At 59.8% G+C, this 11317-nt stretch carries 12 protein-coding genes and 1 riboswitch; of the genes, 3 read left to right on the top strand and 9 right to left on the bottom strand.

From position 1 onward, the window contains the following. Window positions 1–197: 197 nt before the first annotated feature. Window positions 198–761, bottom strand: a complete 564-nt coding sequence (locus tag JNL55_RS32510) for a hypothetical protein (protein ID WP_293864519.1) — start codon at window positions 759–761, stop codon at window positions 198–200. Between the two features lies 1 nt (window position 762). Beyond that, the gene (locus JNL55_RS32505; protein ID WP_293864516.1) at window positions 763–1287 is read right to left on the bottom strand and encodes a hypothetical protein; all 525 of its coding nucleotides are present in this window, start codon (window positions 1285–1287) and stop codon (window positions 763–765) included. 349 nt (window positions 1288–1636) lie between these two features. On the opposite strand from JNL55_RS32505, the gene JNL55_RS32500 reads away from it, so the two are divergent. Then, complete coding sequence (locus tag JNL55_RS32500; RefSeq protein WP_293864513.1) at window positions 1637–2179, top strand: hypothetical protein; 543 nt, start codon at window positions 1637–1639, stop codon at window positions 2177–2179. A 68-nt stretch (window positions 2180–2247) separates the two neighbouring features. Here JNL55_RS32500 and JNL55_RS32495 read toward each other — a convergent pair whose 3' ends face one another. From JNL55_RS32495 to JNL55_RS32485, 3 genes are read right to left on the bottom strand one after another with little or no spacing between them, the layout of a single operon-like run. Continuing rightward, window positions 2248–2898, bottom strand: coding sequence for a YdeI/OmpD-associated family protein (locus tag JNL55_RS32495; RefSeq protein ID WP_293864510.1), 651 nt, complete (start codon window positions 2896–2898; stop codon window positions 2248–2250). A 12-nt stretch (window positions 2899–2910) separates the two neighbouring features. After that, window positions 2911–3621, bottom strand: coding sequence for a prolyl hydroxylase family protein (locus tag JNL55_RS32490; RefSeq protein ID WP_293864507.1), 711 nt, complete (start codon window positions 3619–3621; stop codon window positions 2911–2913). 13 nt (window positions 3622–3634) lie between these two features. Further along, window positions 3635–4378 (bottom strand): DUF3025 domain-containing protein, encoded by a 744-nt coding sequence (locus JNL55_RS32485; RefSeq protein WP_293864504.1) that lies wholly within the window; start codon window positions 4376–4378, stop codon window positions 3635–3637. A gap of 217 nt (window positions 4379–4595) precedes the next feature. Here JNL55_RS32485 and JNL55_RS32480 point away from each other — a divergent pair, with 217 nt between their 5' ends. Beyond that, the gene (locus JNL55_RS32480) at window positions 4596–6155 is read left to right on the top strand and encodes an HDOD domain-containing protein (RefSeq protein WP_293864501.1); all 1560 of its coding nucleotides are present in this window, start codon (window positions 4596–4598) and stop codon (window positions 6153–6155) included. Here JNL55_RS32480 and JNL55_RS32475 read toward each other — a convergent pair. Genes JNL55_RS32475 through JNL55_RS32460 form a run of 4 tightly spaced genes read right to left on the bottom strand, consistent with a single transcriptional unit; the run spans window position 6152 to window position 10057 of the window. After that, complete coding sequence (locus JNL55_RS32475; RefSeq protein WP_293864498.1) at window positions 6152–6961, bottom strand: phosphotransferase; 810 nt, start codon at window positions 6959–6961, stop codon at window positions 6152–6154. The genes JNL55_RS32480 and JNL55_RS32475 overlap by 4 nt on opposite strands. Window positions 6962–6970: 9 nt before the next feature. Next, window positions 6971–7603 carry a nicotinamide riboside transporter PnuC gene (gene pnuC, locus JNL55_RS32470; protein WP_293864495.1) on the bottom strand — a complete coding sequence of 211 codons (633 nt, stop codon included), beginning with the start codon at window positions 7601–7603 and terminating at the stop codon, window positions 6971–6973. Window positions 7604–7625: 22 nt separating this feature from the next. Then, window positions 7626–7877 (bottom strand): YkoF family thiamine/hydroxymethylpyrimidine-binding protein, encoded by a 252-nt coding sequence (locus JNL55_RS32465; RefSeq protein ID WP_293864492.1) that lies wholly within the window; start codon window positions 7875–7877, stop codon window positions 7626–7628. Window positions 7878–7879: 2 nt separating this feature from the next. After that, window positions 7880–10057 carry a TonB-dependent receptor gene (locus tag JNL55_RS32460; protein WP_293864489.1) on the bottom strand — a complete coding sequence of 726 codons (2178 nt, stop codon included), beginning with the start codon at window positions 10055–10057 and terminating at the stop codon, window positions 7880–7882. Window positions 10058–10154: 97 nt separating this feature from the next. Further along, a riboswitch (TPP riboswitch) is annotated at window positions 10155–10281 on the bottom strand. A gap of 139 nt (window positions 10282–10420) precedes the next feature. Between JNL55_RS32460 and JNL55_RS32455 the strand changes: the two genes are divergently transcribed. Beyond that, on the top strand, window positions 10421–11317 hold an 897-nt coding region (locus JNL55_RS32455; RefSeq protein ID WP_293864486.1), incomplete at its 3' end, for a PhzF family phenazine biosynthesis isomerase.

Raw genomic sequence — 11317 nt, 5'->3', positions numbered from 1 at the left:
AATGAGCATCGCGCGGGGCACGAGGCAGCACTTGTTAATTGCCGCCTTGGCGAGAACCCTGTTCTTGAGCATGCCGACTCCTGCTGTGCGCGTCGCCGGCCAGTCTACGCGCGCTCGCCAATAAGTTGCACGCAACCTCTTAGCTGCGTCGCAGGACAGCAGGGGAACTGACCCGGCGGAGCGCCGGAGGGAACTACCTACGCACCGATTTCGTAGGCCTGATGATCAAATATCTGCTTGGCTTGAGCTGGTATCGCCTTGCGAGCAATGCGCGCGAATCCAGACACCCTCGACGCCAGCCGGATCATCCACTTTCCGACAAACACGAACGGGAACAACAGCAGCGAGGTGTGACAAAGATAGGAAAGTATTGCCACATGCGCCTCAGCCATCGCTCGCATGACTTGCTTCCTGGAATGCAGCGGCAGTGCCTTGATCGCTTCCCCGTAACTTGCCCAGAAACGCTCCAATTCCTTGATGTCGGCGGTCCGTCGCTGAAACAGAATGAGCGCGACAGCGCGCCATAGGCCCAGGACGTGCGCGTAACGAATCATTCCGTTGAGCATCTGCCGAGTCATGCCATAGGCCCGATCTTCAAAGGCGATCTCGCCCCGCTCCGCGGCCAGAAACAAATCATCTCTGGCACGGAAAATATGAAAGCGGAGTAGATCCAATCGATAGGCTCGGTAGAGAACATCGAACAACCAGAGCAATGCGCCGATGACGAGCAGATTAGCTACTACGACCAAGATGCTATTCATATCACTCGTCCTCTGGGCGCGTCTCGCCCCTGGAAGTCAAACGACTCGAAGAGCGCCGCGGATCCCGAAGTAATTCGTACTTTTCTTTATACGCCGAAAGCCGTTGTACGTCATCCCGCCGCAGTTTGCTTTGATAGCGACCGTAAGCGACACCGCAAAACGCCAGCAGTACCAACAACCCAAACAAAGAGTACTCACCGAGAAATTCACCAAGCATGTCCGTGAGCGTTTGGCTCTCCACAGTCACATTGGCATTCAACCCAGCCTGGAGATCTGCCTCGATGCGATGTTCCGGCCAATCGCGAATCGCCAGCCAGGCGAAAAGAAACGGCAATATCACACGACAAGTACGCAAGCCCTCACAGAGCACTTTTCCGGTCGTCGAAAAGACACCAAACCTTCGCATCGACTGCAGCTGCGCCCGGAGCCGTTGCAACTCCTGCTGCCCACTGATGGCAGATCGTCGCCCCTGCTTCGCCATCGGCATCCCTCGCTGTTTTTCGCAACACGCTTCGGCGCGCTCCATGCTGATTGTTATCCAGCAGCACCCCGAACTATCCCCCAGGATTCAGAGCAACGATCGTACTGCGCCTGTCACGGACTGTATATAACAACAAACAGGTAGCACCTCACTTTATTAATTTCACTGTTATCTCGCAACACGCGGAGAGTTCACCGCGTGAAACTCCCACGCAACCTCCCACGCAACTAGCTCCGCGCGATCCATGCGCGGACGATGCGTGGTGCGACCTGCGCTATCTTCGCAAACTCCCCCCCCCCAGCATGCCCCCTACTGTTTCCATTTATTCTCGCTTCGATTTCATTGCACCAGCGCATGCGCTACATTTTTCTGAGGATCACAGAATTCGGCAGTCATGTCAGAGCAATACATCGAGGCGATAGCAAAGGCGATATCGGCCCTAGGCCACTTGGCCTGGCCCGTCGGCCTCTTCGGCACGCTTTGTTTATTCCGAAGGGAAATCTCCAACATTCTGCAGCGACTAAGAAAAGGAAAGTTATTTGGACAAGAGATCGAACTCGAATCCCTCATTGAGGACCTACGCCACAAGGGCGAGTTATTCTCTACCTCTGCCAACGCGCCGCTGCGCGAGTTCACCACTCAAAGCCAGGGCGCCACTATCGTCCAGCTGGAAGGGTTGATCGAAGCAGAGCTCCGCGCGATCGCGAAGCTCCGGGGCATCGAACTCAGCCATGTTGCTCCCTATACGAAGCTGATTTCAGAACTGCAACCTTCTAACACCTTATCGCCGGAAATCGTCTCAGCCCTACAAGCCTTCTTTGAAGTGAGAGATTTAGTATCGAATGGCGCCAATCTCCCTGCGGACGATTCGCGCGCCGCTATAGTCGGCGAGTCCTTACTGATCGCACTTCGCGACATTCGCGTTGCCTATGAGTAGCCCACGATCCCTGACCGTGTCGCGGGAATGAGGGCAGCATCAACGGCGATCGGATTTTAGGCGCCGAATCAGCGCCCCTTCTTCACCGCCTTCCGTTTCGCAGCAGGCTTCTTTTCCAATTTCTGAGGTACGACGGTCTCGCCTCTCGCCAGCATGGCCACGAGTGTTTCGATCTTCTTCGCCCGGCCGGCGGGCGTTTTCATGTTGTTGGTGCGGAAGATCAGAGCGAACAGGTTCTGTCGGTTGAGCAACGCAAACGTCTTGAGAGCGCGAGCGTTGGCATCGATGGCGGCACGCAGGTCTTTGGGAATGCTGTCGGCGGAGGCGCTGCGAATGGGTGCGTAAGCGGCATCCCAACGACCGTCGGCTTTGGCAGCATCGATGTGTTTCTGACCGTGCGGGGTCATGCGCCGCGCTTTCGTCAACCGCGCGACGTTCTGGCGATTGATATCGCTCCACACGCTCTTGGCTTTGCGAGGCGAATAGCGCTGCAGGAACGACTCAGCATCGTAGGCCTTGCGAATGCCGTCGATCCAACCCCAGCACAGCACCGCGTCCAGCGCTTCGGCAAAGCTCACTGTGGGCTTGCCGGAGCCCTTCTTGAAGAACCGCAACCACAGCTCGGTCTCGCGGTCGTGATGTTTGCTCAGCCATTTCTCGAACTCGGCGGCCGAAGCAAAACTCTTGATCTTGGTCGGATCCGGAATGACCTCAGCCATGAGCTACCGTCCTTAGGCGATCACGCCTTTACCTTTGCCCAGTCTCGGACTCTGCTCGACTTGTTTGGGCCGCTGCCGATGGTACTCATCCATCCACGTCTGGTTGATCTCGTCCCGCTCCGGCATGCCGAGCACGCGCATCCAAGTGACGATGGTGTAGCGGTGGCCGGAAGTCACGGGGCGCACGCCATGAATATAGTTGTGATCGGAAGGAAAACAAACCAGCGTACCGGCTTCGGGTTCGATGACTAGATCCAGCGCCGGAAAAAACAACTCCCCGCCGGCAAAATCGTCATTGATGAAATAGACCACGGACAGGTCGCGATCCAGAGTCTTTTCCCATAGCTCCAACCCATCGTCGTCTTTATAGAGCGTCTCGGCATCGACGTGCGGGATGTAGTGACCGCCCACGCCGTAATGAAGGATCTGCGACGGTTCGCGCTCACCGACTTCGACTCGATAGAACGGATTGATGATCGAAGCGATGCTGGCGTCATCGATGGCGCGCAGTTTTTGAGCCATCGCTTTAGTGAGCTTCACGTGCTGAGTGTCGCGGACTTGTTTATTGACTACCCACTCGACTTCGCCCTCGACGGGGTCGCTCTCGAAGCTGGAGACAGGCGAATCGCTGATCGAGGCACGTTGCACATAACGCGATAACTCCCCAAGGTCATCGGACCTCAGAGCGTTTCGCTGAATCAGCACACCGTCTTGCAATTTCATGGTCGCAGGTTACTCAGCGGCGCAACGGCCGGAACACATCGGCGTCGTCATAAAAGCCGGGCGTGGCATTGTCGGGCCACCAGCCGGGTACACCCAGCACCGGCAACGGCAAAAAATCCTTGGCGGCGAGCCGCTCGGAGACAAGACTCGACGCCAATGCCTCATCGGTCAAGTCCGCGATGACCCAGACATGCGCGGTGATGGCCTTGCGTGGCTGCTGCAGTTTCTCGAGCAAGGCGTGACCGAAAATTCTCAAGCGTGCCGATTGCCACTGCGCCCGCTGCTCCTCGAACAACACTGTCCATTGGCGAGCACGCAGCGCCTCGATCAAGGCCGCAGGCGCTTGAAGTATGGCCGCGTTCTCGTCGAACAAAGTCAGGGCGTCTCGCAGCGGCCCGCGTGTGCCGTTGGCGCCGCCTCGCTGCTTGATCTCATCGGCTTGCAGCACATTCAAGCGTCGCTTGGCTTTAGGGTAGGCCAGCCACATCAAGCCATTGAACAGGTCGTGCAGATTGTCGCGCGTCGGCACGCAGCCGGTGCGAAAGATAAAAGCCTCATACGACTCGCCCTCCGGCAACGCCGCCTGTTCGACGAAGCGCAAGCCAGTCAAATCGTCGCCGACCGCTGCATTCAAAGCGTCCGCCACCGAACTCGACGATGGCGCAGCCAGCACCCGCTGCGCCACCGGCAGGTACGGCAGGAACCAGGGCGCAGGTGCTTTCATAGCCTCGGCCAGCGAGGCCAATGCAACAGTCATGGCGAAAGGAAGGTTGAGTGGCTGGCCGCCTAGTTTACCCGGGTTCGGCGCTCATCCAGCAGCCGTCGGCGGCGCCGGCAATCGGCCGACAGCGCCTCAATATCATCCAGGCGTGGCCAAAACCTTGCGACGCGCCTCTCACTCCGACCGCCCGGCACGTAACTTCCACACTCAAGGAAAACCTTAGAAGGTCGATGCACAGGAGGGGATACAGACCATGACGAGCCCGCCGCGCACCGACGATTCACGCCCGACGCCACTGGAAGCGATCTTGCGCCGGCTGCGCAGCGCTTCGGGGTTTCCAACGCTGGCCTCCACCATCACCGACATCAATCGAGTGGTCGGTTCGGACTTGCACAGCAACCGTCAGCTGACCCAAGTCATCCTGAGCGACGCGGCACTGACCACCAAGCTGTTGCAAGTGGTGAACTCAGCCATCTACAGCCAGTTCCACGGCCGCATTCGCACGATTTCCAAGGCCGTGATGATTCTGGGCTGCGACGAGGTGAGTAACACCGCGACGGCGCTGGCCATGCTGGAGTTCACCCGCGGCCGTCCGCAGGAGAAGTCGCTGCAAGACGAACTCATCGGCGCATTCTTCGCCGGCGTGATTTCCAAGAAGCTCGGCCAGAAGCTGGGCATGCCGAACAGCGAAGAAGCGGTGATGTGCGCCATGTTCCAGAGCCTCGGCCGGCTGCTGGTCACGTTCTTTCTGTTCGAAGAACAGCAACAGATCCGCGCGCTCATCGACAAAGGCATGCCGGACGAAGCCGCAGCTGATCGAGTGCTCGGCATTTCTTATCGCGACCTGGGTGTGGGCATGGCCCGCGAGTGGAACTTCCCGGTTCGCTTGATCGAAGGCATGCAAACGCTATCGACGCGAGAGATCGTGCCGCCCGACACCGACGTGCAACGCTTGAAGCTCGCAGCCAACTATGCCAACGATCTGTACAACCTCGCGCTACGCACGCCGCCAGCGGGCAAGGGAGCTGCCCTACTCGCCGTCAGCAAACGATACGGCGCGGCCGTCAAGCTCGACACCAGAGAGCTGGCAGACATCGTCGAGCAAAGCCTCAAGGAAATGGCGGAGCGTTCCGCCACGCTCGACCTGCCGGCGGCGAACAGCCCGACGCTGAAAGCAATTCGCACCTGGAGCGGTAGCCCGCCGATCAGTATCGATCTGGCCGAAGACGAGCCGACGCTGGATCCGCTGACTCAACACGTCGACGCCATGGACGACAAAGAGGAAGCCACGACAGCCGACACTCCGCAGCAGGTGCTGTCCGCTGGCATTCGCGATGTCACCGAGGCGCTGACCGCCGATTGCCCGTTGAACGATCTATTGCACATGGTGTTGGAAACCATGTATCGCGGCATGGGCTTCAGCCGCACCATGATTTTCATCCGCGACGGCAAGCTCAATCAAATGCGCGCGCGTTTCGGCTTCGGCGCGGACATCGAACGCATCATTCCTCAGTGCTGTTTCCCGCTGGCCTTCGCTCCGGATGCATTTCATGTCTCGGTGGAAAAAGGCGCCGACATCGTCATCGAGAACGCGCAGGCCGAGAACATCGCGCAACGCATTCCCGAGTGGCATCGGCGCGCCATCCGCGCCAGAAGTTTTATCTTGTTGCCGGTAGTCTTGAAGGGCAACACTCTCGGCTTGTTGTATGCCGACTCGGAGCGGCCCGACGGCATCAAGATCGACGCCGATCAGCTGGGCTTGTTACGAACCTTGCGCAATCAGGTGGCGCTGGCGTTCAAGACCGCTCGCTAGCCACCGCTCTCGCGCACAGCCATCCACAGCTCGCGCACATAGTCGAACAACCAGCACGCCAGCTCGAGGCGATGCCAGGTCGTCAGTTCGGTGAGCGAGGTGTAAGCGCCGAGCAATTGCTCCCGCTGCAGCTTGTCGTACTGGTGATAGACGCACACCGACGCCAGGTCGAACAGTCGTTGGCCCACGCCGGCATATTCCCAATCGATCAAGCGCAGCGCGCCGTCGTCGGTCACGTTGAGATGATGCACGTCGTTGTGACACAGCGTCGCGGCGGAGTTCTCACGCAGCTTCAACGCAACTTGCAAAGCGCGGTCTCGTAGCGATTTGGTGATCAACGCTGGCTGCACCCCGCGCTCTTGCAGCGTGCGGAAGTAACCTTCGAGCGTGTCGTTCAACTCCACTCGCCGGACACCAGCAGGCGGCGGCACGCGATGCAGTCGACGAAACAATTGGCCCAGTCGTTGGATGTTGTCTTCCTGCACAGCATCCGCTTCCGTCCAGGTGTCGCCGAGATAGCGCGTGATCAACACTCGCTGTGCCGGGTCGCACAACACGACTTCCGGCCCGATGCCTGCTTCGGCCACTGCTGCCAACACCAGCGCTTCACTTTCACGGTCGATCTGCAACGCCTGCTCAGCTGCGTTGCTGATGCGGATCACCACGTCGTCCCGCTTGGTGCGAACCAGCCAACTCTCATTGGTCAGTCCGTGTTTGATGGGCTCGCAGGACAGAATGGCCTCGCTGCCGAGGCCCAGCGTTTTGGCGGCGATGGCGAGCGCGGTGGCGAGGGCGTCCTCCGCCATCACGCACGCTCACACTGACGGTGTGGCGACCGCCGGCTTACTCTGCAGCACTTGTTCTCGCCGCCAGACAAAATATCCACGCACCACGATCCCGAGATAAATGATGAACAACAACGCCAGGGCCTGCAGCCCCTGACTGAAACACAGCCAGGCGGCAGCGCCGTCGACCACGATCCAGTACAACCAGTTCTCGATTATGCGTCGCGTGACCATCCAAGTGGTAACGACACTGCCCCAAGTGACGAAAGAATCCAGATACGGCGCGGGCGAGTCGGTCCAGCGCGACAACGCCCAGCCGTTCAGCGCGCTCGCGATTATGACAAGCACGATCACCGTCACGTGCTTGTTCACAGTCCAGGATTCGATACGCACATCGCCGGCTTCAGTCTGGCCTCGCCGCCAGTTGATGAAGCCGTACACCGCCATCACCAGGTAGAACACGTTCAGCAACACCTGCATGTACAGCGCTGCTTTCAGGAACAACACGATGGGAATGGCGGAGCTGAGCAGCGCGCACAGCCAGCACAGCAGATTGCGGCGAACGGCCAGCAACAAATAGGCGAGGCCGAACAGCAGCGCCGCCAGTTCCCACGGCGACGTCTGCTGGATCTGCTCGACGATGGTCTGCAGCGATGGGCTCATTGCGATACTCAGATTGCGACCTTCAGGCCTCAGGCACAGTGCCGCCGAGCACCTTCATCACAAACACCTTGCGTCCATGCTGAGCAAAGCTCGCGGCGGTCTCCTTGCCCAGGATCTCGAACAAGCGCGCGTGCTCGCCCGCGATCTGGGTGCTCATGGCGTTGGTGATCACCTGCAGCTCAGGATAGGTATTGAGCCGATCGATGAAATCCTTGATGGGCGGAATGTAGTCCGAGTCCAGCGGATACAGACTGATTTCGATAGCGGTGCGCATCGTTAAAACTCCCAACGGAAAGTGACGCCGAACTGCCGCGGCTCGCCCAACTGCGTGTAACGAGTGGCGGCAAAATCCGGCGGCTCATTGCCAAAGTAGAAGCCGCGGGTGGTGTAGTCCTGATCGAACAGGTTACGGCCCCAGGCATACACGGCCCAACGTTCGGCTTCGTAGCCGGCTTTGAGATGAGTGAGTGCGTAGGCTTCCGAGCGAATGTTGTTGTCCGGCACGTCGAAGAAATAATCGTCGGTGGCCGTCACATCGATGCGCGCCATCCAGCCCAGCGGATGACGCCAGGTCGCATTCAGCGAGGCTTGATACTCCGGCGCATACGCCTGATCGCGATCGCTCAAGTCGGTGACTCCATCGGGACGGAAGCCGGAGTAGCGAGTGCGCAGCAGGCCCAGCGAGCCGCCGAGTTCCAGCTGCGAAGTCGCACGCCAACGCAGGCTGCTCTCGATGCCCAGATTGCGGCCACCCGAAGCATTGTCGGTGTAAAGCAGATAGCTGCTCGGATCGCCGAGCACCAGCTGAGTGCTGATGGCGACCTGCATGTCGGTGCGTTTCATATAAAACGCGGTGACATCGGCATACAGCCGGCCATCGAGCCACTGACCTTTCAGACCCACATCCAGGCCAACCAGATACTCCGGCAAGAACTCCGCCTGAGCTTGCGCTGCTTCACCGATGTTGAAACCGCCGGCCTTGTAGCCGCGCGAGACAGTGGCGAACCAACGCAAATGATCGCGCTGATCGAAGTACAGCGTGGCCTGTCCACCCCACATGGTGTCCTTGGCCGTCTCGTCGATGCCGCTCACATCGCCGGCATCGTTACGAACATCCGAGTAGTCGGCCTTGCGCTGCTCGCCGCGCAAGCCAAACGACCAGCCCCAACGTTCACTGAATGGCGCTGCGACTTGCGCGTACGCAGCGATGTTCTGTGCGTCGTAGTCGCTGGTCACTCGCTTATCGGTCGTGCCCGACCAATCGGGATTGAACGGATCGATGTACACGCCTTGCGACGTCGAATCGAGCCGCTCATCGACATCCAATCCATACACGCCGGCCACCCACGTCAGCCCGTGCGGCGACGCTGCTTCTTCCGAAGTGATGCGCGCTTCGAAGCTGCGGCCACGACGTTCGCGCTGCTGCCGATCGAAATAATCATAGGTGTACGGCGCCCAACTCTCGGCGTTGCCCCAATCGGAATCGAAGCTGTAGTCGGTGTCGCTGTTTGAAAGCGTCGCCGTCAATGTAAGTCGGCCGAGCTGGCCCGCCGATGTATCGATGCGCAGAGCCGCGCCGTCCGACTTTTGCGCATCCTTGCCCGGCCGGTCGGCCAGCGAGGTGCGCGTGTTGTCGATGGACCAGGCGTCGTAGCCGTTGTCGAGATCCGCATGCAACCAAGTCAAATCGACGGTGGTGCTTTCGCTCGGACGCCAACGCCATTTGGCACGCGCAGTCAGCTCGTCGCGATCCATGGTGTCGTCGCGACCGAGATAAACATCTTTGCGAAACCCATCGCTGCGATAGTTCTGCACGGCCACACGCCACGCCGAATTCAACGACTCCACCGGCCCCGTCGCGACCGCGCCGATGGAGCTGCTGTTGTATTCGCCGAGCGAAGCTTCCGTGGAAAAACCAAACTGATCTTGGGGATCGCGGCCGTTCATGACGATCAAACCGCCGAGCGCGTTGGCGCCGTAGTGCAAGCCCTGCGGACCACGCAACTCTTGAATGCTATCCACATCGAACAACGTCGCCGGCATGCCCATGCCGCTGAAGTCGATGCCGTCGATCAAAAAGCCCACCGACGGATTGGGTGCGCCCTGCCATTCCTCGCGCTCGCCGATGCCACGAATCTGGAAGAAACGGGGCCGCGACGTGCCGCTTGCATAAGAAAGGTTGGGCACTGCCGCCAGCACATCTTCGAAATGCTGGCGGCCGGCATCGCGCAGGGTTTGGGTATCGAGCACGGTGACGCTCACCGGCGCCTGCAGCAACGGTTGCTGACGCAGTGTCGCGGTGACGACGACTTCTTCGAGCACATCGTCCTCGGCGGCAAAGACCGGCGTGGCGATGCAGGCACTCAGTGCCAGAGTAACGAATGGAGCAACGAACGGGGACCGGGTGCGAACCCGGGAGAAAGACCGAGAAACAATCGTTTGACGATAGAGCATTGCCAGATCCTCACGAGTGAAGACCCGGGCACAAGCGCGCTGAGCAGAAGGCTGGCCATCACCAGAATGATGGATGTATGGCCGATGGATGAACGGACTTGACGTCACGACCTGCTCCCTACGCCGGTACTAACCGGATCAGGTTCAACGGGTCCGCCAATGAGCCCACTTGCGTGGACGGTCGGCATCTCAGGCCCCAGTCAGGGCCACCCCTAAGGCGGGCGCGATTGTAACAGGGCAAATGGGGACAGATCTATTTTCGTTACCCGTCGAGCCCGGCTCAGGGCTGGCGCGAAAATAGATCTGTCCCCATTTACCCTTCTGGCGTTATAACGTGCGCTTCGTTTTTTTCTGGCTGCAACCATGCCCAACCGTCATTGCCGGCTGTTTCATGTCGACGCGTTCACTCGTCAGCGCTATTGCGGCAACCCCGCGATCGTGGTGCTGGACGCGGACGATCTGACGGCGGAGCAGATGCAGACCATCGCCACCGAGGTCAACGGCGAAACCGCGTTCGTGCTGGAAGCCGAGTCCAGCGACCACGACATGCAGGTGCGCTTCTTCACGCCTCGGCACGAGGTGCCGTTCGTCGGTCACGCCACCATCGCGGCCCAATACGTGCGCGCCAAGAAAGATGGCAAGCCGGTCGGCAAGCTGCGGCAGCGCACGGGCGCCGGCATCGTGGAAATCGAAGTCACCGAAGTGGACGGCGATCTGCGCATCGCCATCACCCAGAATCCGCCGTCGCTGGGTCCTATCATTCCGGAGCATCATCGCCGCCAGGTGTTGAATGCGCTCGGCATCTCCAGCCCGAGCCTGCACGTCGACTGTCCGTTACAAGTGCTGACCAAAGGCGGCTCGCGCCTGCTGGTGGGTTTGAAGTCCAACGATTTGCTCGGCTCCATCAAGCCGGACTTCGAGGAACTGGCGCGCCTCACCTCGCATGTCGGCGCCGAAGGTTATTTCGTGTTCGCGCTGGTCGAGCAGAACGGCGTGGTCGGCACCGAATCGCGCATGTTCGTGCCGGCGCTCGGTATTCGTGAGGACGCAGTCAGCGGTAACGCACACGGCATGCTCGGCGTGGACCTGGTCAACCAAGGCTTGATGACCCCGAAGGACGGCCGCGTGGTGTTCCAGGGTCGCCAGGGGATGTGGATGCGCCGGCCCGGTACGGTCGAAGTGGCCATCGAATCCTCCGGCAAGGTGGCCCAGTCGGTTCGAATCGTCGGCGACGCCGTCATCGTGTACGAGGCGGACATT

The sequence above is a fragment of the Steroidobacter sp. genome (assembly GCF_016790065.1).
GTDB lineage: Bacteria > Pseudomonadota > Gammaproteobacteria > Steroidobacterales > Steroidobacteraceae > Steroidobacter.
This window is presented reverse-complemented; position numbering and strand designations above follow the sequence as displayed.

Bases quoted from the DNA above. Each gene is read 5' to 3' on its own strand.
- JNL55_RS32510 (WP_293864519.1), bottom strand. From the start codon at position 761: ATGAATAGCATCTTGGTCGTAGTAGCTAATCTGCTCGTCATCGGCGCA.
- JNL55_RS32505 (WP_293864516.1), bottom strand. From the start codon at position 1,287: ATGGAGCGCGCCGAAGCGTGTTGCGAAAAACAGCGAGGGATGCCGATG.
- JNL55_RS32500 (WP_293864513.1), top strand. From the start codon at position 1,637: ATGTCAGAGCAATACATCGAGGCGATAGCAAAGGCGATATCGGCCCTA.
- JNL55_RS32495 (WP_293864510.1), bottom strand. From the start codon at position 2,898: ATGGCTGAGGTCATTCCGGATCCGACCAAGATCAAGAGTTTTGCTTCG.
- JNL55_RS32490 (WP_293864507.1), bottom strand. From the start codon at position 3,621: ATGAAATTGCAAGACGGTGTGCTGATTCAGCGAAACGCTCTGAGGTCC.
- JNL55_RS32485 (WP_293864504.1), bottom strand. From the start codon at position 4,378: ATGACTGTTGCATTGGCCTCGCTGGCCGAGGCTATGAAAGCACCTGCG.
- JNL55_RS32480 (WP_293864501.1), top strand. From the start codon at position 4,596: ATGACGAGCCCGCCGCGCACCGACGATTCACGCCCGACGCCACTGGAA.
- JNL55_RS32475 (WP_293864498.1), bottom strand. From the start codon at position 6,961: ATGGCGGAGGACGCCCTCGCCACCGCGCTCGCCATCGCCGCCAAAACG.
- pnuC (WP_293864495.1), bottom strand. From the start codon at position 7,603: ATGAGCCCATCGCTGCAGACCATCGTCGAGCAGATCCAGCAGACGTCG.
- JNL55_RS32465 (WP_293864492.1), bottom strand. From the start codon at position 7,877: ATGCGCACCGCTATCGAAATCAGTCTGTATCCGCTGGACTCGGACTAC.
- JNL55_RS32460 (WP_293864489.1), bottom strand. From the start codon at position 10,057: ATGCTCTATCGTCAAACGATTGTTTCTCGGTCTTTCTCCCGGGTTCGC.